Origin of the sequence: Amycolatopsis sp. cmx-11-12, from assembly GCF_046269425.1 — a bacterium.
Lineage (GTDB): Bacteria > Actinomycetota > Actinomycetes > Mycobacteriales > Pseudonocardiaceae > Amycolatopsis.
In genome coordinates this window covers 128,206-148,842 of the sequence record NZ_JADNQM010000001.1, presented here as the reverse complement: position 1 = coordinate 148,842, position 20,637 = coordinate 128,206, and the positions used below count along the sequence as shown (strand labels likewise).

Genomic DNA, 20,637 nt, shown 5'->3' with positions numbered 1-20,637 from the left:
ATTAACACCTTGTGGGGAATTAACCGGGGGAGCGCAACCCCGGCAGCGGACAACACGTCTACTGATCGGTGGGTCACCCGGCTACAGGGAGGCGAATGACCATGGTTCGTTCGAAGATGATCTCCATCGGCGGTCTCATCGCGGGTACCGCCGGACTCCTGCTGCTCACCGCGTGCGGTTCGGAAACCGCCCCGGCGGCGCAGAGTTCGTCCACGACGCCGTCCAGTTCGGCGGCGGAGACCTCGGCCGCGCCCAGCGCGAGTTCGAGCCCGGCACCGGCACCGGCGCCGCAACCCGCACAGGGTTCGGACCCGGCTCCGAAGAACGACGGGCTCTGCAAGGCAGGCGACGTGAAGCTCTCGGTCGCGAACGGTGACGCGGCGGCCGGGACGGTGTACCGGAAGCTCGTCATCACCAACTCGAGCGGGCACGCGTGCACCATCCAGGGCTTCCCCGGCGTCTCCTACGTCACCGGCGCGGACGGCCACCAGGTCGGTGAAGCCGCGTTCCGTGACGGTGTCAAGGGCGGCCCGGTCAAGCTGAACAACGGCGAGAGCGCGTCCGCCGACATGGGCTTCGTGAACGTCCGCAACTACGACGAGGCGGCCTGCAAGCCCACCGAGACCCGTGGGCTGCGGGTCTACCTGCCGCAGGAGACGGCGTCGAACTTCGTGGCGGTGCAGGGGCTCGGCTGCGCGGGGAAGATCCCCGGCAACCAGCTGACCGTGAAGACGGTCCTCAAGGGGGCCTAGAGCTGGGTGCAGAGCTGTTCGGCCTGTGCCAGGTGCCGCTGGCCGGAGACCTGGTTGAAGTGCAGGCTGAACACCATCCGGCTGACACCGTCGATGTGTTCGGCCAGCGGCCGGTAGGTGCCGTTGGCGGCGGCCGCCGCGGCGGAGAGTTCGCGTGCGGCCGTCATCCGGTGCAGGATCTCGGGGGCCAGCACCGCCACGGTCCGGTCGCCGGGCGCGGCGTCGGTGGTGTCCGGGATCGTGCCGACCCTCGCCAGCGCCGAACACGCGTCCTGCGCGTCTTCGAGGGCTCCCGCGTTGACGCCTGACAGCGCCCACAGCATGCCGATCACGCTCGCGCCGATCACGAAACCGGCGACCGCGGTGAGCACCTGCGGGCGTCTGGAAGGCTCTTTCGTCCCCACGCCGGCCTCCGGCACCAGTGTCTGCTGCATCGCGGACCTCCTCGCCAGCTGGCGGTGATGCGCTATTTCAGCACCAAAGGTCCGATTTTTCACCGGTCTTGGTGGAGTACCCGCAAGGCCGTGGCCGATTCGTCACCTGAACCCGGCCGCAGAGCGACGAACGCGAAGCCCGCGACGCCGAACAGCAAAAGCCCGGACGTGAGAAACGTCCGGGCCGGGGAACCGAGGGCGTGGGTGAGCACGCCGCCGAGAAGTGCCCCGACCGGGATCGCCCCCCAGACCACGGTGCGCCACACCCCGAGGACGCGGCCGAGCAGTTCGCCGGGGACGAGTGTGTGCCGCGCCGTGCCCAGCACGATGTTCACCGCGACGACGGCCGCCGCGAACAGGCCGAACAGGGCCGCGCCCGCCACCGGCGAACTCGTCAGGCCCATGCCGGTGAACGCCGCGCCACAGCAGGCGGTGCCCCCGAGGAGCACCGCGCGACGGCTGGACGTCTTCACCAGCCGTGGGGCGATGGCCGCGCCGAGCAAACCGCCGATACCGCCGACGAACGCGAAGAGCCCGAAGGCCGCTTCGCTGAGACGCAGGTACTCGATCGCGTACAGCACCAACTGCGCCTGGGCGAGTTCGCTGACCAGGCTGATCAGCCCGGCGACGACGACCAGGCGCAGCATCAGCCGATTGCCCTTCAACCAGCGGAAACCCTCCGCCAGTTCGGCGCGGAGGTCGGTGGCCGGGCTCTCGGCGGCTCTAGGCCGGTAGCTTCCAGTGAGCCCGATCAGCACGGCCGCCGCGATCGCGAAGCCCGCCGAGTTGAGCAGGAACGGGAAGGTCGCGAAGAGCGCGAAGGTGGCGCTGCCGACCGGTCCGCCGAGGAAGGTCTGGCCGACGATCTCGCAGGCCTGGAGCTTGCTGTTCGCGCCGTCGAGCGAACCCTTGCCGACGACCGCCGGGATGAGCACGTTCGCGGCGCTGTCGGCGACCACCTCCGCGACGCCGATGAGCAGGGCGGCGGCGTAGACCACCCAGATCGTCACCCCGCCGGCCGCGACCAGGACGGCCATCCCGCCGACGACCACCGCGCGGGCGGCGTTCGCGAGGATCATCGCGCGCCGCCGGTCGATCCGGTCCAGCAGCGCGCCCGCCGGGAGCGCGAAGAGCAGCCACGGCAGGAACTGGGTCGCCGAGAGCCCGGCGATGAGCAGCGGATCGCGGGTCAGGGTGACCGCGAGGAGGGGGAACGCGACCTTGCCGATCCCGTCCCCGAGATTCGACGCCGCACTGGACGCGAGCAACCAGCGCAACCGCCGGTCGCTCCTCCCGCGTGCCGTCGACTCGGCCATGCACGCCTCCCCAGGCATTCGACGGCGCTTGCCGGCGAGTGAAAAGTTTAGCGGGGGTTGTCGCCCAAAGTTGTGGGCTTGTTACACCCAGTTAAGAATCCGAAGAACCCTTGGTGCCCGACGCACAAAAATCACCGACAGTCCCGCCTCCGGCGCGGAATCCGCCGGGAAGGGAGCAAGGGACCTTTGCTATCGCCTGTCCCGCGGCTCAGCCCCAGCCGAGTTCGTGCAGGCGCGCGTCGTCGATGCCGAAGTGGTGGCCGACCTCGTGGACCACCGTGATCAGCACCTCCTCGACGACGTCTTCCTCGGTGTCGCACATCTGGAGCAACGGCCGCCGGTAGATCGAGATCCGGTCCGGCAGCACCCCGCCGTACTCGTGGGTCCGTTCGGTCAGCGCGATCCCGTGGTAGAGCCCGAGGATCGTGGGCGACTCCTCGTTGAACTCCTCCACGAGTACCACGACGTTGTCCATGGCGTCCGCGAATTCGGGCGGAAGCTCGTCCAGCGCCTCCGACACCAGTTCTTCGAACCGCTGCTGGGTCATCTCGACGGGCACGGGCTCACCCGCCGGTCTTCGGAGCCGAGGAAGACGGCGGCTGGCTCGCCTTGCCGCTCTCGGAAGGCGGGGCCTCGCCGTTGCCGACCTTGACGCTCCCGGTGATCGGGGCGAGCCCCTTGTTGTCCGGCAGGGCCGCCGCCACCTTGCAGTTCACCAGCGTCGAGCCGGCGTCCCAGCTCTCCTGCTCACGGACGTCCCAGCTGAGGATGACCCCCTTCGCGGCCAGATCCGCGTTGCCGGTGTAGTCCTGCGAGGCCGTCGAGCACGCGGTGTCCAGCCAGGTGTTCTGCTCTTCCTGCGACGGGTAGGCGTCCTTGAACTTCGTCTTGAGGTCGAGCGTCGCGATCATCTCGTAGGAGTGCGGCTGGGCGCAGTCGATGGGGTCGCCGAAGCTGTTGTTAAGCAGCGCGAGGCAGGTGCCGGGCTCCCACACCGCGGACTGGTTCTGCTCCTTCGCCTGCCCCTTGGTCGGTTGCAGTTTGCCGCCCTGGCCTGCCCATTGCAGGCCGCACCGCAGCTGCCGGTCGCCGTTCTCCCACTGTGCGGGAGTCGGCCGGAGCAGATTCATGCTCAACTTTCCGTACGGATCCAGCGTGCGGCCGAGGTACGGCTTGACGTCGACGGTGCAGCGTGACCGGGAGATCTCCTGCCACTGCTCCAGGTTCGGGCTCGGCACGCCCGCCGGATACTGCGCCCCGATGTCGACGATGCTGGTGACCTCGAACAGATGTGACTCCGCGCACGGCACGCGCCGCGCGTCGTTGGCGTCCGGGTTGTTCCAGGTCAGACAGGTGCCAGGGGGAGAATGGAACGCTTCGACCGCCGCGGGTGACAGCTTGGGGGCGCCGCCGCCCGCACCGCCCTCCGGGCCCACGTTCCACGAGAACGCCACACTCAGCGAAAGCGCGATGATCGCGCCCACGAACACACCGGCCATGACGAGCCGGGTGCGCAGGGTGCTCAGCGCGTTTCGCGGATCACGGAACCGCTCGGCCTGTTGAGACATCCACTCCATGATGCCCGCGCCGCACGTAAGGTGCGCATACCGGGTGGTTAGTGTTGGACACGGGTTCGGGCCGGCGGGCGATTACGGAGCTTCGATGACGCAGGATGACAACCAGGGGGCACAGCCGCCCCAGGAGCCGCCAAAGCGCGGCTCGATGCGCTTTCAGGACGGCGGCACGCAGGCGCGGCAGCCGTCGTTGGCCGAGCAGCGGGCACGGCAGCAGGCACTGGCGGAGCAGGAACGCCAGGAAGTACTCGACGCCGAAGCCGCTCGCGCCGCCGAGAAGAAGTCTTCGACCAAGAAGAAGATCCTGATCGGCACCGGGGTGACCGTCGGCCTGGTCGGCTTGGTCGCGACGTTCTACACCGTCGCGAAGCCGGAAGAGGTCACGGCGGTCTGCGCCGCCAAAGACACCGACATCATCAACGAAGACCAGAACTGCGACGAGAACTACGTCCGATCGCATGGCGGGTACTCGGCCGGTGGGTTCTTCTTCCTCCCGATCGGTGGTTTCGGCGGCGGCTACAACAGCTACCGCTACAACTACGGCGGCTCAGGCGCGATCGGGCAGCGGGTGTCCGGCGGTTCGTACACCGCGCCGTCGGGGGCGAACGTCAGCACCAAGTCGGGCAAGTCCGTCCAGCGCGGCGGGTTCGGCATCAGCGGCAAGAGCGGTACCTCCGGCGGTACCGGCAAGAGCGGGGGCTCGTAGTTGTATCGGGATTCCAAGCCGCCCCGGCGGGACTGGCAGAACATCGTCGAGGAGCAGGGCCTGGTCTTCGGCACCCCCGCCCGTGACGGTTCCGGCAAGTCCCGGCCTTACTGGGACGAGTCGGTCCACTACGTCTTCGACATGGACGAGATCCTGTCTGTCGAGGCGGACGTGGAACTGCTGCACTCGATGTGCCTCGAAGCCGTCGACAACGTGGTGACCACCGAGCAGTACCACCGCTTCGGCATCCCCGAGTGGGTCTGGCCGCATATCGCCGAGTCGTGGAAGCGGCAGGATCCGCACGTCTACGGCCGGTTCGACCTGCGCTACGACGGCAAGAGCCCGGCGAAGCTGCTCGAGTACAACGCCGACACCCCGACCTCGCTGCTCGAGGCCGCGGTGCTCCAGTGGCATTGGAAGACCTCGGTCTTCCCGGAGGACGACCAGTGGAACTCGATCCACGAGAAGCTGGTCGAGCGCTGGGGCGAACTCGCCGACAAGCTGCCCTCCAACGAACTGCACTTCACCTGGTCTTCCGCCGATCCGTCCGGTGAGGACCACGTGACGACGGCGTACTTGCAGGAGACGGCGGCCGAGGCCGGACTCGACACCGTCGGCCTGTCGATCGAGGAGATCGGCTGGGACCCGGTGCTCAAGCGGTTCGTCGACCTCGAAGAGCAGCAGATGGCGACCGTGGTGAAGCTTTACCCGTGGGAATGGGTGGTCGACGAGGAGTTCGGCCGCTTCGCCGTCGAGACCATGCCTCGCACGCTGTGGGTCGAGCCGCTGTGGAAGATGATCCTCTCCAACAAGACGCTGCTCGCGATCCTGTGGGAGAACTACCCGGGGCACCCGAACCTGCTGCCCGCCTTCGCCGACGACCCCGGCCTGCTGACGGAATACGTCCGCAAGCCGAAACTCGGCCGTGAGGGCGCGAACGTGCAGATCGTCGCCACCGGGTACGAGACGCAGACCGACGGCGTCTACGGCGCCGAAGGCTACGTCTATCAGGCGTTCGACCCGCTCCCCGAGTTCCAGGGGTACCGGCCCGCGCTCGGCGCGTGGATCGTCGGCGACCAAGCCGCCGGCCTCGGTATCCGCGAGACCGCGGGTCTCGTTACGGACGACGGTGCGGCATTCGTCCCGCATCGCATCGTCGAGTCGTGATAGAAGCAACCCGCACAAACCTGACATTTTCGACCTGTACCTCTGGAGAACCCCTGTGACCACCACCCTTGCGCTGTCCGACACGTTCGGCTCCGACCTCGTGCGAGGGATCGGCGCGATCCTGCTGTACGGCGTCGTCGGCCTGCTGCTGATGTTCGCCGGGTTCTGGGCGATCGACTGGACCACGCCCGGCAAGCTGTCACAGCTGGTCAGCCGCGGTCTGCCGAACGCGGTCATCGTCACCGCGTCGGGCCTGCTGTCGATGGCGTTCATCGTCGTCGTGGCGATCGCGAACTCCGCCAGCGACCTGACCGAGGGCCTCATCACCTCGCTGGTCTACGGCCTGCTGGGCATCGTCGTGCAGGTCCTGGCGGTCCGGCTGCTGGAGTGGGCGACCCGCATCGACGTCCGCTCGACCATCGAGAGCGACAAGTTCGCCCCGGTCAGCGTCGTGGTCGCCGCCGCGCACCTCGCCCTCGGCCTGGTCGTGGCCGTCGGCATCTCGTGATTTTCCCTACCCTCTGAAAACGGCAAAGGCGCACGAACCCCACTAACGTGGGAGTCGTGCGCCTTTTGAGGACACCGGACGACCGGTTCTCGGACCTGCCCGATTTCGACTTCGAGCCGCGCTACGCGGAACTCGTCGACCTTCACGGCGGCGTGATCAGAGTGGGTTACGTGGAGGCCGGACCCGCGGATGGGCCGCCCGTTCTCCTCCTGCACGGCGAGCCCACCTGGTCCTACCTCTATCGCAAGGTCATCCCGGTGCTCGCCGACGCCGGACTGCGCGCCATCGCGCCCGACCTGGTCGGCTTCGGCCGCTCCGACAAACCCGGCGACATGGTCGACCACACCTTTCAGCGGCACGTCGAGTGGATGCGTGCGTTCGCCTTCGACGTGCTCGACCTGACCGAAGTCACCCTGGTCGGCCAGGACTGGGGCGGACTGATCGGCCTGCGACTGGTCGCCGAGAACCCCGATCGCTTCTCCCGCGTCGTCGCGGCCAACACCGGCCTCCCCACCGGCGACACCGACATGCCGGAGATCTGGCACAAATTCCGCCAGACCATCGAGAACACCCAGGTCCTCGACGTCGGCCGGTTCGTCCAGTCCGGGTGTCAGACCAAGCTGTCCGAGGAGGTCCGCGCCGCCTACGACGCGCCCTTCCCGAACGAGATGTACAAGGCCGCGCCGCGCGCGATGCCGTCGCTGGTGCCGATCACCCCGGACGACCCGGCCTCGGCCGCCAACCGGGCCGCGCTGAAGGTGCTCGCCGAGCTGAACAAGCCGTTCCTGGTCTCGTTCTCCGACGGCGACCCGATCACCGCGCCGTGGGGCCTCGAACTGCGGGGCTCGATGCGCGGCGCCCGCGAACTCGAGCATCCGACGATCACCGGGGCCGGTCACTTCCTCCAGGAGGACGCCGGTACCCGCCTTGGCGAGGTCATCGCGCGCTTCGTGAAGTCCTGACCGGGAGTGTTATAAACGGTCCGTTCATAACAAATCCTGTTATGAACGGACCGTTCATAACAGGTCAGGAGATGGCGGCCAGCGCGTCCGTGATGATCCCGAGCCCCTCCGCCGCCTCATCGGCCGTGAGGGTCATCGGCGGCGCGATCCGCAGGACGTTGCCGTGCAGCCCGCCCTTGCCGATCAGCAGCCCGCGCGCCTTGGTCTCCTCCATCATCCGCGCCGCGGCCGCCGGGTTCGGCGTAATGCCGCCCGGTTCGACCAGTTCGACGCCGATCATCAGGCCCTTGCCGCGCACGTCCCCGATCAGTGGGTTCCCCGCCGCGCGCAGGCCGTCGAGTAGTTCGTTGCCCCGCGCGAGCGCGTTGGCCTGGAGGTCGTGGTCGGCGATGTGGTCGAGTACCGCGGCCGCGCCCGCCATCGCGACCGGGTTGCCGCCGAAGGTCGAGATCGAGTTCGCGGTCAGGCAGTCGACGAGGTCGCCGCGCGCCACGAGACCGCCGATCGCGAGACCGTTGCCGAGGCCCTTCGCGAAGGTCATCGCATCGGGGACGACGTCGTGCGCCTGGATCCCCCAGTAGTGTTCCCCGGTCCGTCCCCAGCCGGTCTGGACCTCGTCGGAGATGAACAGGATCCCGTACTGGTCGAGGACTTCCTTCATCGCCTTGAACAGGCCGTCCGGCGGTGAGCTGAAGCCGCCGACGCCCTGGATCGGCTCGGCGATCATGCAGGCGACGTCGCCAGAAGTGCCCGTCTCCAGGACGTCGACCAGGTCCGCGACGCACGCGTCGATGTACTCCGTGTCCGACAGCGCCCGGAATGGGCTGCGGTACCGGTAGCCGCCGTGGACGTAGCTCACCTTCACCGGGCTGAGCGACGACGCCGACCAGCCGCGGTTGCCCGTGATGCCGACCGTCGCGAACGACCGCCCGTGGTACGAGTTCCGCATCGCCAGCACCTGGTTGCTGCGCCGGTACTGCGTGGCGAGCATCAGCGCGGTGTCGTTGGCTTCGGTCCCGGAGTTGGTGAAGAACACCTTCGCGTCCGGGATGCCGGAGAGCTTCGCGACGCGCTCGGCCAGTTCGACCTGCGAGCGGATCAGGTACAGCGTCGAGGTGTGCAGGATCCCGGTGTCGAGCTGCTTCCGGACGGCGTCGCTGATCGCCGAGACGTCGTAGCCCATCGAGTTCGTCAGGATGCCCGCGAAGAAGTCGAGGTAGCTGCGCCCGGTCGAGTCGATGACCCGGCGGTCCTGCGCGTGCACGATCTCGATCGGCTCGTCGTAGTAGAGCGCGAGCCACGACGGGAGAACCGCCTTGTGCCGCGCCAGCAGGTCCGCATCGGTCATCGGTTTTCTCCGTCCGCAGCAGGGAGATCTCAGTATGGGGATGGCCCGAAACGGGCGGCAACGATCAGACTGTCGGGTTATCCGCGCGGACCCGCACATTTTGTGCGGCTCGCACGGACTACTCTCAGCACTCGTGATTGACCCCAGGACTCTGCGCGATGACCCGGACGTCGTGCGCGCTTCGCAGCGCGCCCGTGGCGAGGACGAAGGAGTGGTCGACAAGCTGCTCTCCCTCGACTCCCGCCGCCGGTCTTCGATCGCCGCCGCCAACACGCTGCGTGCCGAGCAGAAGTCGCTGGGCAAGCTCGTCCCGAAGGCGCAGGGCGACGAACGGGCCGCGCTGCTCGCCAAGGCGAAGGACCTCGCCGCGCAGGTGAAGGCCGCCGAGGTCGAGCAGACCGAGGCGTCGGAGGAGTTCGAGCAGCTGCACCGCGTGGTGCCGAACCTGGTCCACCCCGAAGCCCCCGAAGGCGGCGAGGACGACTACGTCGTGCTCAAGCACGTCGGTGAGCCGAAGAAGTTCGACTTCAAACCGAAGGACCACCTCGAACTCTGCGAGGGCCTCGGCGCGCTCGACATGGAGCGTGGCGCGAAGGTCTCGGGCTCGCGGTTCTACTTCCTCACCGGCATCGGCGCCCAGCTGCAACTCGGCCTGCTGAACATGGCCATCGCGCAGGCGACGGCGAACGGCTTCACGCCGATGATCACGCCCACCCTGGTGCGGCCGGAGATCATGGCCGGCACCGGTTTCCTCGGCGCGCACTCGTCGGAGGTCTACCGGCTGCGCGACGACGACCTGTACCTCGTCGGCACCTCCGAGGTCCCGCTCGCCGGCTACCACGCCGACGAGATCCTCGACCTCGGCAAGGGCCCGAAGCGCTACGCGGGCTGGTCGTCCTGCTACCGCCGCGAGGCCGGTTCGTACGGCAAGGACACCCGAGGCATCATCCGCGTCCACCAGTTCGACAAGGTCGAGATGTTCGTCTACACGCGTCCCGAGGACGCCGAGGCCGAGCACGCGCGCCTGCTGGACTGGGAAGAGCAGATGCTCGCCAAGATCGAGGTCCCCTACCGGGTGATCGACACCGCCACCGGCGACCTCGGCACGTCCGCGTACCGGAAGTTCGACTGCGAGGCGTGGGTGCCGTCGCAGGACACCTATCGCGAGCTGACCTCGACGTCGAACTGCACGACGTTCCAGGCCCGCCGCCTCGGCATCCGCTACCGCGACGGCGACGGCCGCCCGCAGACCGTCGCCACGCTGAACGGCACCCTCGCCACCACCCGGTGGATCGTCGCGATCCTGGAGAACCACCAGCTCGAAGACGGTTCGGTCCGGGTGCCGGAAGCGCTCCGTCCCTTCCTCGGCGGAACCGAGGTGCTCGCGCCGACATCGAAGTAGGGTGCGAGCCGACGAGGAGGGGACGCATGCGGTTTCGGAATTCGGTCGCGGCCGGGCTGGCGGTGCTGGCGCTCGGCGGCTGCACGTCGACGATCGGCGGAACGGCCGCGCCGGTACCCGGACAGGGGCCGGTGATCACGAAGGCCGAGCCGTGCGGGCTGCTGACGCAGCAGCAGGCGGACTCCCTCGGTGTCATGTACCCGGGCAAGGAACGTCCGGCGAAGCCCGAACAGAAGATCCCCGGGGTCTGCCGGTTCCAGGAGCTGGAGGACGCGCCGGACGGCGTCGCGCTGGAGATCTCGCAGAGCAAGGACCTGTCCGCTGTCGACTATTACGCCGGTGCCCTGCCCGGTGAGAAGTTCGGCATCGGCGGGTTCACCTGGACGAGGTACGCGACCATCCTCGGCCCGGGCTACTGCTCGCTGGCCACCGAACTCGACGCGAAGACGTTCATCGAGGTCTCCAGCGACGCCCCTGGCGACGACAACAGCAAGGCATGCGACCTGGCGAAGGCCGCGATCCCCGCGGTCGCCTCGCATCTGCCCGGTGGGCAGCAGGATCCGCAGATCACCGCGCCGCCGGGGCAGAAGCCGATCGAGCCGTCCGGGCCGCTGGTGAGCGTCGACCCGTGCACCCTGCTGAAGCCCGAGCAGGCAGCCCAGTTCAACCTCATGGCCGCGCGGCCGATGAACGGTTCGTCCAACGACCCGAAGAACGGCTGCCAGTGGGACGACACCGACGGTGACAAGGGCAAGAAGGCGCTCGACCTCTGGGTCTACACGGCGACGAAGACCGAGGACGTTCCCGGTCTCGAAGGCACTCCCGCCGAGCAGGTGGTGAACGGCAAGAAGTGGCTCGTCTACTCGTCCCCGGACAGCCCGCTCTGCGTCGCGCTCTACCCGGTCACCCCGACCTCGGCGATCAAGCTCGACACCGGCGACCTCAGTGACAACGCGAAGGCCTGCGAGATCCCGCAGGCCGTGATGCCGCTCGTGACCGCGAACGCACCCGCGGCCTAGGTGTCTCTCGATTCACAAAGTGTCCTTCAGCCGCAGTGACCAGTAGGGCAAAGGTGGCGTCCTACATGCTCGCGCCCGGGTGCTGATCTGGGTGTCGCGAAAGCCACTTTCGGGACATCCGATGTCCCGAAAGTGGCTTTCGCGACATGCCTGGTCCTGGGCTAAAGCGTCCTTCAGCCGCACTGACCTGGGAGACGCGGCCTAGTCCGACACCTCGTCGGCGATGTGCTTCGCGATCTCCAGCGCGCTGGTCGCCGCCGGTGAGGGCGCGTTGAGGACGTGCACCTGGTTCCGCGCGGTCTCGATCAGGAAGTCGTCGACGAGCGCGCCGTCTGGGCGCAGCGCCTGCGCACGGACACCGGAGCCGTGCCGCACGATGTCGTCCTCGGTGACGGCGGGCACGAGCCGGGCGAGGCTTTCGGCGAAGCGGCGGCGGGAGAACGATCGGCGGACCTCGTCGAGCCCGGTCGGGTAGGCGTACTTGCGCGCGAGCCGCCAGACGCCGGGGAAGCGGGCGACTTCGGCGAGGTCCCTGGCGGAGACGTCGCGCCAGGTGTAGCCCTCGCGGCGCAGCGCGAGCACGGCGTTGGGTCCGGCGTGCACGCTGCCGTCGAGCATCCGGGTCAGGTGCACGCCGAGGAACGGCAGTGACGCGTCCGGGACCGGGTAGATCAGGCCTCGCACCAGGTGGCGGCGTTCGGGCTTGAGTTCGTAGTACTCGCCGCGGAACGGCACGATCCGCGCGCTCGGGGTGAGCCCGGCGAGCCGCGCGACGCGGTCCGCGTGCAGGCCCGCGCAGTTGACGAGCGCGTCCGCGTGGATCACGTCGTCGCCGGTCGCCACCTCGACGCCACCGGTGCGGCCCGGGCGGATGCCCAGGGCGGGCGTGCCGAGGCGCAGGTCGGCGTCGGACTCGTCGAGCAGGCGGACCAACGCGGCGCAGACGGCGGGGAAGTCGATGATGCCGGTGGACTCCACCCGCAGCGCGGCGACGCACGAGACCTCGGGCTCGTACTCGCGGGCCTCGCTCGGGGTGATCAGCTTGGCCGGGACGCCGTTGGCTTCGGCCCGTTCGGCGAGCACCTTCAGCGCCGGAAGTTCCGCTTCGGAGGTGGCGACGACGAGTTTGCCGCAGACCTCCACCGGCACCCCGTACTGCCGCGCGAAGTCCACAATGGACCGGTTGCCCGCGCCTGCCATCCTCGCCTTGAAGGAACCAGGCTTGTAGTAGAGCCCCGCGTGCACGACGTTCGAGTTGTGCCCGGTCTGGTGGGCCGCCCAGCGGTCCTCCTTCTCGAGCACCGTGACGTCCAGGCCCCGCTTGGTCAGCTCCCAGGCCGTGGCGAGACCCACGATCCCGCCCCCGATGACTACGACTGTACGCACGATCGACCAGGTTACCCGGAGCGCTACCTGACAGCTGTCAGGTTAGGTGGTAGCGTACCTAACCGATGTCAGGTAAGCGGTTGAGCAGGGACGAACGCCGGGAGCGGATCCTGGCCGCGGCGGCGCGCGTGTTCGCCGCGTCCGGGTACGACGCGGCCGGGATGCGCGAGGTCGCGACGGCGGCCGGGATCAGCACACCGGTGCTCTACGACCATTTCCCGTCCAAGGCGCGGCTGTACGCCGGACTGCTGGAGTCCGAAGTGGACAGTCTGCTGGCGGGCTGGGACGCGCTGCCGCCGTCGGACACCGCCGAGGAACTGCTGCGTGGCCGGGTCGCCGCGATCTTCGCCTGGATGGAGACGAACGAACGCGGCTGGCGGATGATCTTCGCCGAGACACCGTCTGATCCGGCCGTCGCCGAGGTGCACCGGCGCGGGCAGGCCAGGGCCACCGGGCAGCTGACCGGGGTCTTCGCGCAGGTCCCCGGCCTGGCGCTGACCGCGGACCTGCCGCGCGACCGCGCGAACGAAGCGCTCGCCGAAGCGGCGAAGAGCGCGCTGAACGCCATCGCCACCTGGTGGTGGAGCAACCGCGACATCCCGCGGGAACAAGTCGTCGCGCTCACGACGGATCTGTTGTGGCGCGGTCTGGGGAACCTGATCCAGGAGGACACATGAGCACGCAGACCACCGAGCGGTATCGCCGGGCCGCCGAGACCCAGGACGTCGAACTCGCGCTGAGCGCCTTCGCGCCGGACGCGGTGGTGCATTCGCCGCTGACCGGCCGGGTCCGGTTCACCGGGCACGCGGAACTCGGGCCGCTGCTGGAAGTCGCGTACTCGCATCTGCGCGACCTCCGCTTCCACACCGACACCGGTGACGCGTCGACGCGGGTCGTCGTCTACACCGCGCGCATCGGCGGCGAGGAGATCGAGGAGACGGCGGTGCTGAAGCTCGACGAAGACGGCCTCATCGCCGAAGCGACGCTGTTCGTGCGGCCGCTGCCCGGGCTCGTCGCGCTGATGGACGCCTTCGGCCCGGACATCGCACGCCGCAACGGCCGTCCCTTCGCGGCGCGGTTGCTCGCCGTGGCCGCGAAACCCTTGTTGGCCATGGTCCGGTCGGGCGACCGCCGTGCCGTCCCGCTGGCCGGACCCCGCACCGATCCCGCGTGAAGGCCCCTTTCCCTCGGCTCAGCCGAGGGAAAGGGGGCCTTCATGCGCCATCAGACTCCAGCGGAGGCGGGCGAAGCAGCCGAAACGGCGTCGTCCTCTTCGGGGTCTTCAAGGACCTTCGGGACTCCGCGCAGCGTGAACAGCGCACTGACCGCCAGCAACGCCATCAGCCCGGCCGAGGCCAGCATCGTCACCTGCATCCCGTCGACGAAAGCCACCTTCGCGCTGTCCAGCACCACCGCGCCTTGCGACGGCGGCAGCTGCGCCGCGACCTGGACCGCGCCGCCGAGGGTGTCCTCGATCGCCCCAGCCGCCTCGGGCGGCACACCCGCCGGGATGACGAGTTCGCTCCGGTATAGCGCGCCGAGCACGCTGCCGAGGACCGCGATCCCCAGCGCCCCGCCGAGTTCGGTCGCCGTTTCGGAGATCGCCGACGCCGCGCCCGCCCTGGCCTTCGGCACGACGCCGAGCACCGTGTCCGTCGCGGTCGCGAGGATCAGTGCCAGCCCGACGCCGAAGATGATCATCGCCGCGAGCAGGTCCGTGTACACGATCGTCACGCTGATACCCGAGTACAACGCGAAGCCGACCGCCGAAAGACCGCATCCCAGCGCGATCGTGACCGCCCGGCCGAACGCCTTGATCGCCAGCGGCGCGAGCACGCCGCCGACGATCGCGCCGCCCATCCCCGGCAGCCCGGCGAGCCCGGACTTCAGCGGCGACCAGCCCGCCACCAGCTGAAGATATTGCGCGAACATCAGGGAGACCGCGAGCTGCGCGAACATCGCCAGGATCGTGGTGGCGACGGTCGCCGAGAACGCCCGCTGCGCGAACAGTTTCAGGTCCATCAGCGGTTCGGCCAGCCGTGGCTGCCGCAGGACGAACGCCAGCAGGCCGCCGAGGCCGAGCACCGCGGCGACCGCGATGTCCCAATGCCCCCAGCCCTTGTACGCGACTTCCTTGATCGTGTAGACGATCCCGACCATGCCGACGACGGACAGCAGCACGCTGAGCACGTCGATCCGGCCCGGTGCCGGGTTCTTCGATTCGGGCAGGATCAGCGCGCCCGCGATCACCAGCACGATCACCACCGGCACGTTGACCAGGAACACCGAACCCCACCAGAAATGGTCGAGCAGGACACCGCCGACGAGCGGCCCCATGCCGAAACCGAGGATCGTCAGCCCGCTCGACACCCCGATCGCGGCCGCGCGTTCCTTGCCGGTGAACACGTTCCGGATGATCGACAACGTCGACGGCATCAGCGTCGCGGCGGCGATCCCGAGCAGCGCGCGGGCGGCGATCAGCAGTTCCGCGGTCGGCGCGTACGCCGTGATCACCGAAGCGACGCCGAACAGCGACGCCCCGATCAGCAGCAGCTTCTTCCGGCCGACACGATCACCGATGTTGCCCATCGTGATCAGCAGCCCGGCGAGCGCGAACCCGTACGCGTCGGCGATCCACAGCATTTCCGTCGTCGACGGGTGCATCTGCTCCGAAAGCGACGGCAGCACCAGGTGCAGCACGGTCAGATCGATCGCGATCAGCAACTGTGCGAGGACACAGACCGCGAGCGTGCCGATCTTGCGGCCCTTGCCGATCTCCACATCGCTCACCGCGACACCCCGAAGGTGAGTTCCGGCGAGTGCCGCGCGGTGCCGTTTTCGCCGTCGCCGAGGTAGAACCGCGTGCTCATGGTGCGGGCCGCCGGGTCGAAGACGCTGCGCCACAACGTCCGCCACGGCGCGCCCGGCTCGATCGCGAAGGACACCGCGTCGAGCGCGTCGCGCGGTCCGGCGTCCGCTTCCTTGGTGATGGTGCGCAGCCGCTGGTAGGTGAGCATGGTGTCCGGTGTGTCCTCGGGCAGCGCGTCGAGGTCCGGATGGCGGTGCAGCAGGTGGTTCGTGACGCACAGCGGCCCGTCGGCGACCTCGACGAAGTACTCGATGTCGTGCTCCCCGCGCTCGTGGACGAAGCCGCGGCCGGAAGCGTCGGCGACGATGTAATGGCAGGGCGCGCCGTGCGTGTACTGCTTGGCGAGCATCAGCGCTTCCTTGGCCTCGTCGACGTTTTCACAGGTGTCCAGCAGATACCGGCACACCTGCAAAACCGAGAGGCCCGCCTGCGGACCGGGATCGTCCACCAGCGGCGCGGCCGTTTCGACTTCGGCCATCAGCAGTGTGACGACCAGCCCCGCTTCGTTGACCCCTTCCGTCGCACCGTCCATTGTGGACATCGACAGGGACGTCGAGGCGATGCCGTCGTCGGGGATCGTGGTCAGGACGTAAGGCCGCGACGCCATCGGCACCGTCCCGTCGTCGACGGGTTCCTCACCCGCCATCACCGCACCCAGCTGGGTCCAGCTCATGGTGAAGAAGTCGTAGTTCCGGCCGAGCGTGCTCCCCGTCCACAACGCCGAACAGCCCGATCCGGCGGGTAGGGCGCTCGCGTTGTCGAACGAGACCTCCGCGTCGGCCGGAAGCCCGTAGGCCTCGGCGAACCCGGCCGTCCGTTCGGCGTACTGCGGCCAGTTCCGCGCGAACCAGGTGCGCCGCGCCCTGGCCACGATCGGGTCGATCGGCGGTGGCGACCAGTCCGAACGCGCCTTCGCTTCGGCGCCGAGCGCGTGGCCGATCTCGGCCTGGGTACCGCGCAGCGTCAGATGCCGCACGGCGAGGAAGTCTTCGGGTGATCCCGCGATGTAGGTCATGGCGGGAGCTTGGCCACGAGCGCTGACGACCCACGCACCAACGGCTGACAGCTTGCAGTGTTTGTCATCGGAATGTCATGTGCCCCGCGCGAAAGTGGTCTCACCAAGGCAACGACAAGCGAGGGAAGCCATGCTCAGCAACAAGGTGTACATCATCGCCGGGGGCGTCATCAGCGTCCTGTTCGTCGCGCTCGCGATGGTCGAGTTCTCCACCGGCTACCCGGACGACGGCCTGCAGGACCTGATCTACGCCGCGGTGAGCGCCGGCGCCGGTGTGCTGCTGTACGTCCTCGACCGTCGTCAGCGTGAGCGCCGCGCGGCCGCAACGCAGCGTGATGCCCGATGAGGAACATCGACGGCGGCTTCCTCGCCGCACCGGACCAGGCCGCGCTCGACCAGCGCGAGCGGAACGTCCGCAAGGGCAAACTGGCGCTGATGCTGACCGTCGTCGGCGCGTTCGTCGCACTGATCGCCGGTTACAACGTCGTCGCGGACTTCTCCCCGGGCTCGCTGGTGGTGACGATGATCGCGCTCGCCGTCGCCGTCGGTGGCGGCGTACTCACCAAACAGCTGATGCGCGCCGTGCGGTTCCGGGTGCACAAACCGAACGCGGGCCTGGTCGGCGCCGCGAAACTGACCGGAATGGTCGTGGTCGTTCTCGGGTTCATCGCCCTGGTCGGCTCGTTGGACGGGCCGGGCGTGCTGCGGATCATCGCGATCGCCGTCGGCTGCGCCGCCATCGGATACGTGAAGTCGCTGCACGACCAGCAGTGGGTGCTCTTCGAACTGGACTCGGTCGGCGTCCGGATCGAGCGGACGGTCGTGCCATGGCGTGACGTCACCCGGCTCACCACCGACCCCGTCGGCCCCGGCATGACCCGGCTCGGCGCGGTCCCGGTCAACGCGGAGCCGCTCTACGTCGCCGTCCAGGACAGCGAACTCGACCCGCGCCTGCTGGCCGAAGCCGTCGGCCGCTTCGCACCGCAGGGGATCATGCTGACCGGTGTTCACGGCCCCGCCAATTGAGCGGCACCGCGCAGGCCGAGCCCTCGGCGGTAGGCCTGGTCGAAGTCTTCACCGAGCCGCTCCCGCACGGTCGTCCGGAGCAGGGCGGCGTCCAGATCGACGGCGAACGGGGTGCCCCGGATGGTCACCGCGGCGCCGATCAGGACCGCCGCCCGCTCAGGGTCGTCCCGGAGCAGCGCGACCCCGGCGAGGCCTTCGACGGCGTAGGCCACGGTGGTGCTGTCGTGCCACTGATCCGCCGACAGGAGCGCTTGCCGGTGCAGTTCCTCGGCCTGGTCGATGTCGCCTTCGGCGGCCACGACCCAGCCGAGCGAGATCCTCGCCCCGGCACGGACCCCGTCGGCCGCGAACGAGCCGCCGTGGCATTCCGCGAGCGCGAGTTCGCTCAGCGCGCGGGCCGTGGCCAGATCGCCCTCGTGCCGGGCGAGGAGCGCGAGCCCGACGTACCCGGTCGCCCGGCTTTCCGGCATCCCGGCACGGCGCGCGATCTCGACGGCGAGTTCGAAATCCGCCCGCGCTCCCGGCGCGTCGCCGTGGAGCAGCTTGCTTTCGCCGCGACGGCACAGCAGATCCGCGTTGTCGTCGGACGCGCCGAGCTCCCGCATCAGCCGGAGCGCCTCGTTCATCATTTCGAGCGCTTCGGTCTGGCGGTTCGTCCAGACCAGGATCTGTGACAGGTGATCGAGGGCCATCGAAAGGCCCCAGCGTTCACCGATCTCCCGGAACGCCGCCGCCCCCTCGCGCAGGAACCCTTCCGCCGTTTCGAGTTCGCCCCGCATCAGCGCGCGGAGCCCGTAACCGGTCGGTGCGAGAGCGAGACTCCAGGCGTCGCTGTGCGCCAGCAGGGCCTGGCTGCGCTTGAGCAGCGCGTCGTCGTCGCCGGGCGGTCCGGCCACGACCCCCAGCAACAGCAGCAACGCCGGATTCCGGGGTGCCCGGACCATGTCCAGCATGAGGCCGGTCACCGGCGGCAAGTGCCGGTCCAGCGCCTCATGACCGCGGGCTCCGGCGGCGGCGTTGAGCACGGAGATCTGGTATTCCTCCTCGAGGTCTTCCGGCGGCCGCTGCCCGAGGTGCTTGACCACTTCCAGGCTCAGCATCGAGCCTTCGAACCGGCGCCCGCGCATCCACCAGTACGTCACCAGCGAGGCCGAAAGCCGGAGCGCGATCCGCTCGTCGGCCTCGGAAGCCCAGCGCAACGCGGCCAGGAGGTCGTCGTAGGCGGCGTCGATACGGTCGAGCCAGACCAGCTGTTCGCCGGTGCGCAGAAGCGGGTCTGCCTCTTCGGCGAGGGCGAGGAAGCACTCGGCGTGCGTACGCCGCATCTGCTCGGTCTCGCCTGCTTCGGTGAGTTTCTCGGCGAAGAAGGCCCGGATGGTTTCGAGCATCCGATACCGGTCTCCGGTGCGTTCGACCAGCGATCTGTCCACAAGGGACGGAAGCAGGTACTCGGTGTCCGGTACGGCGCACACCGTTTCGGCGTCGGCGAGGCTCGTGGGGCCGGCGAACACGGTCAACCGCCTCCCGAGCCGCCGTTCGTCCTCCTCCAGGAGATCCCAGCTCCATTCGACGACGCCGCGCAGGGTGCGGTGCCGGTTCTCGGCGGCCCGGCTTCCCCGCGAGAGCAAACGGAAACGGTCATCCAGCCTCGCGGCGATCTCGCCGACGGGCAGCGTCCGCACGCGCGCGGCGGCGAGTTCGATCGCCAGCGGCAGCCCGTCCAGCGCGGCGCAGATGCGCTGGACGTCGCCCGCGGTGGTGTCGTCGACCGCGAAGCCGGGGTCGTTGGCCTGCGCCCGGTCGGCGAACAGCCGCACGGCGGCGAACTCCAGCGACCGGCCGGGTGCCGTGCCCGGCGGCGGCACGGCGAGCCGCGGCAACGGGGAGACGACCTCGCCGGTGATGCCCAGCGGTTCGCGGCTGGTGGCGAGCACGCGCAACGCCGCGGCCGCGGCGAGCAGCCGGGCGGCCAGCTTCGCGGCGGCGTCGACCAGGTGCTCGCAGTTGTCGAGCACCAGCAGGACCGCCCGGTCGGCCAGCGCGTCGATCAGTCGTTCCAGCGGCGCGTTCTCCACCGGAGCGGTGACCGTGCCGAGCGGGACCGTCCGCAGCCCGAGCGCGGTCAGCACGGCGTGGGCGACGTCGGCGTCCTCGGTGTAGGGCGCGAGTTCGACGAAGACCACCGGGAGGCTCACCTCGGCGGCCGCTTCGACGGCCAGGCGGGTCTTGCCCGTCCCGCCGGGACCGGTCAGCGTCACCAGCCGGGAGCGGTCCAGCTGGGCGAGCACGTGCCGGAGGTCGCCTTCGCGGCCGATGAAGCTGGTGAGCTGCGCGGGAAGGGCCGCGGTCGCGGCCTTGGCGGGCGGTGTCTCGCCGCGCAACACGGCCAGATGCGCGGCGGCGAGATCCGGTCCGGGATCGGCGCCGAGCTCCTCGGCGAGGACACGCCGGGCGTCCTCGAACGCGGTGAGCGCGTCGGCCTGACGTCCTGCGGCGTGCAGCGCGCGGATCAGCAGCGCACGTGGCCGTTCCCGGAGCGGTTGGCCGTCGATGACCTCGCGAAGCTCGGCGAGGACGTCTTCGTGCCTTCCCAGCTTGAGTTCGGCTTCGACGCGGTCCTCGATCGCCGACGTCTTCAGTTCGGCGAGCCTGGTGACCTGGGGGTCGCGGAACGGCGCGTCGGTGATGTCCGCGAACGCCGGGCCACGCCAGAGACCGAGAGCGTCGCGAAGCAGTTCGGACGCCTTCGCGGCGTCTCCCGCCGCGAGAGTGCGTCGGCCTTCGGCGGCGAGCCGCTCGAAGCGGTGCACGTCGACGTCGTCGGGGTCCACGGCCAGCCGGTAACCCGCCGGGCTGAACTCGACGGGCGCGACGTCCTTCAACGCGCCGCGCAACCGCGAGACCTGCGATTGGAGCGCGTTCGCCACTCCTTCGGGTGGCTGCTCGCCGTAGAGACCGTCGATGAGCCGCTCCGCCGGGACGACCCGGCCCGCCTCCAGCGCGAGCAACGCGAACAGCGTCCGGACCCTGGGCCCGCCGACCGGGACGGCGGTGCCGTCCTCGCGGCGCACCTCCGTCGCCCCCAGAACGCCGAATCGCATGGGCTAGAGACTAGGCCTGGAAGCGCAGCTTCTCCGTTGAGGGCGGTGGCGG

At 69.3% G+C, this 20,637-nt stretch carries 20 protein-coding genes; 11 read left to right on the top strand and 9 right to left on the bottom strand.

Going from position 1 to position 20,637, the window contains the following annotated elements:
* Positions 1-95 precede the first annotated feature (95 nt).
* Positions 96-752 (top strand): DUF4232 domain-containing protein, encoded by a 657-nt coding sequence (locus ACLARN_RS00760; protein WP_409489343.1) that lies wholly within the window; start codon positions 96-98, stop codon positions 750-752.
* On the opposite strand, the gene ACLARN_RS00755 is transcribed toward ACLARN_RS00760, so the two are convergent.
* The 4 genes from ACLARN_RS00755 to ACLARN_RS00740 form a co-directional block, all read right to left on the bottom strand.
* On the bottom strand, positions 749-1,186 hold the full coding sequence (locus ACLARN_RS00755; RefSeq protein WP_409489342.1) for a hypothetical protein: 438 nt from the start codon (positions 1,184-1,186) through the stop codon (positions 749-751). The two genes, ACLARN_RS00760 and ACLARN_RS00755, sit on opposite strands and share 4 nt — an antisense overlap.
* 59 nt (positions 1,187-1,245) lie before the next feature.
* On the bottom strand, positions 1,246-2,502 hold the full coding sequence (locus ACLARN_RS00750) for an MFS transporter (protein ID WP_409489341.1): 1,257 nt from the start codon (positions 2,500-2,502) through the stop codon (positions 1,246-1,248).
* A 208-nt stretch (positions 2,503-2,710) separates the two neighbouring features.
* Positions 2,711-3,061 carry a metallopeptidase family protein gene (locus ACLARN_RS00745; protein WP_409489340.1) on the bottom strand — a complete coding sequence of 117 codons (351 nt, stop codon included), beginning with the start codon at positions 3,059-3,061 and terminating at the stop codon, positions 2,711-2,713.
* Positions 3,062-3,065: 4 nt separating this feature from the next.
* Positions 3,066-4,070: a septum formation family protein gene (locus ACLARN_RS00740; RefSeq protein WP_409489339.1), complete on the bottom strand. Its 1,005-nt coding sequence runs from the start codon at positions 4,068-4,070 to the stop codon at positions 3,066-3,068.
* 94 nt (positions 4,071-4,164) lie between these two features.
* Between ACLARN_RS00740 and ACLARN_RS00735 the strand changes: the two genes are divergently transcribed.
* Genes ACLARN_RS00735 through ACLARN_RS00720 form a run of 4 tightly spaced genes read left to right on the top strand, consistent with a single transcriptional unit; the run spans position 4,165 to position 7,419 of the window.
* Complete coding sequence (locus tag ACLARN_RS00735; protein ID WP_409489338.1) at positions 4,165-4,782, top strand: hypothetical protein; 618 nt, start codon at positions 4,165-4,167, stop codon at positions 4,780-4,782.
* Positions 4,783-5,949 (top strand): glutathionylspermidine synthase family protein, encoded by a 1,167-nt coding sequence (locus ACLARN_RS00730; protein WP_409489337.1) that lies wholly within the window; start codon positions 4,783-4,785, stop codon positions 5,947-5,949. It begins immediately after the preceding gene.
* A gap of 55 nt (positions 5,950-6,004) precedes the next feature.
* On the top strand, positions 6,005-6,457 hold the full coding sequence (locus ACLARN_RS00725; RefSeq protein WP_034309700.1) for a DUF350 domain-containing protein: 453 nt from the start codon (positions 6,005-6,007) through the stop codon (positions 6,455-6,457).
* A gap of 56 nt (positions 6,458-6,513) precedes the next feature.
* Positions 6,514-7,419, top strand: a complete 906-nt coding sequence (locus tag ACLARN_RS00720) for a haloalkane dehalogenase (protein WP_409489336.1) — start codon at positions 6,514-6,516, stop codon at positions 7,417-7,419.
* 64 nt (positions 7,420-7,483) lie between these two features.
* Here the strand turns inward: ACLARN_RS00720 and ACLARN_RS00715 are convergent, their stop codons facing one another.
* Entirely contained in the window at positions 7,484-8,767 is a 1,284-nt protein-coding gene (locus tag ACLARN_RS00715) for an aspartate aminotransferase family protein (protein WP_409489335.1), read from the bottom strand.
* A gap of 133 nt (positions 8,768-8,900) precedes the next feature.
* On the opposite strand from ACLARN_RS00715, the gene serS reads away from it, so the two are divergent.
* Together serS and ACLARN_RS00705 are read left to right on the top strand one after the other, a co-directional pair.
* Positions 8,901-10,169, top strand: a complete 1,269-nt coding sequence (gene serS, locus ACLARN_RS00710; RefSeq protein WP_409489334.1) for a serine--tRNA ligase — start codon at positions 8,901-8,903, stop codon at positions 10,167-10,169.
* A gap of 26 nt (positions 10,170-10,195) precedes the next feature.
* Positions 10,196-11,188, top strand: a complete 993-nt coding sequence (locus ACLARN_RS00705; protein ID WP_409489333.1) for a DUF3558 family protein — start codon at positions 10,196-10,198, stop codon at positions 11,186-11,188.
* Between the two features lie 201 nt (positions 11,189-11,389).
* On the opposite strand, the gene lhgO is transcribed toward ACLARN_RS00705, so the two are convergent.
* Positions 11,390-12,574, bottom strand: a complete 1,185-nt coding sequence (gene lhgO, locus ACLARN_RS00700) for an L-2-hydroxyglutarate oxidase (RefSeq protein WP_409489332.1) — start codon at positions 12,572-12,574, stop codon at positions 11,390-11,392.
* A gap of 80 nt (positions 12,575-12,654) precedes the next feature.
* Here lhgO and ACLARN_RS00695 point away from each other — a divergent pair, with 80 nt between their 5' ends.
* Both ACLARN_RS00695 and ACLARN_RS00690 read left to right on the top strand, forming a co-directional pair.
* Positions 12,655-13,251, top strand: a complete 597-nt coding sequence (locus ACLARN_RS00695) for a TetR/AcrR family transcriptional regulator (RefSeq protein WP_409489331.1) — start codon at positions 12,655-12,657, stop codon at positions 13,249-13,251.
* Positions 13,248-13,748: a nuclear transport factor 2 family protein gene (locus ACLARN_RS00690; protein ID WP_409489330.1), complete on the top strand. Its 501-nt coding sequence runs from the start codon at positions 13,248-13,250 to the stop codon at positions 13,746-13,748. Before ACLARN_RS00695 ends, ACLARN_RS00690 begins: the two co-directional genes overlap by 4 nt.
* Before the next feature lie 50 nt (positions 13,749-13,798).
* Here the strand turns inward: ACLARN_RS00690 and ACLARN_RS00685 are convergent, their stop codons facing one another.
* The gene (locus ACLARN_RS00685) at positions 13,799-15,355 is read right to left on the bottom strand and encodes an MFS transporter (protein ID WP_409489628.1); all 1,557 of its coding nucleotides are present in this window, start codon (positions 15,353-15,355) and stop codon (positions 13,799-13,801) included.
* Between the two features lie 5 nt (positions 15,356-15,360).
* The gene (locus ACLARN_RS00680; protein WP_409489329.1) at positions 15,361-16,458 is read right to left on the bottom strand and encodes a C45 family autoproteolytic acyltransferase/hydolase; all 1,098 of its coding nucleotides are present in this window, start codon (positions 16,456-16,458) and stop codon (positions 15,361-15,363) included.
* A 130-nt stretch (positions 16,459-16,588) separates the two neighbouring features.
* Between ACLARN_RS00680 and ACLARN_RS00675 the strand changes: the two genes are divergently transcribed.
* Both ACLARN_RS00675 and ACLARN_RS00670 read left to right on the top strand, forming a co-directional pair.
* Entirely contained in the window at positions 16,589-16,804 is a 216-nt protein-coding gene (locus ACLARN_RS00675) for a hypothetical protein (RefSeq protein ID WP_409489328.1), read from the top strand.
* Positions 16,801-17,484, top strand: a complete 684-nt coding sequence (locus ACLARN_RS00670; protein ID WP_409489327.1) for a hypothetical protein — start codon at positions 16,801-16,803, stop codon at positions 17,482-17,484. The genes ACLARN_RS00675 and ACLARN_RS00670 overlap by 4 nt, the downstream gene beginning before the upstream one ends.
* Here the strand turns inward: ACLARN_RS00670 and ACLARN_RS00665 are convergent.
* The gene (locus tag ACLARN_RS00665) at positions 17,466-20,585 is read right to left on the bottom strand and encodes a BTAD domain-containing putative transcriptional regulator (protein WP_409489326.1); all 3,120 of its coding nucleotides are present in this window, start codon (positions 20,583-20,585) and stop codon (positions 17,466-17,468) included. The genes ACLARN_RS00670 and ACLARN_RS00665 overlap by 19 nt on opposite strands.
* Positions 20,586-20,637: the final 52 nt, after the last annotated feature.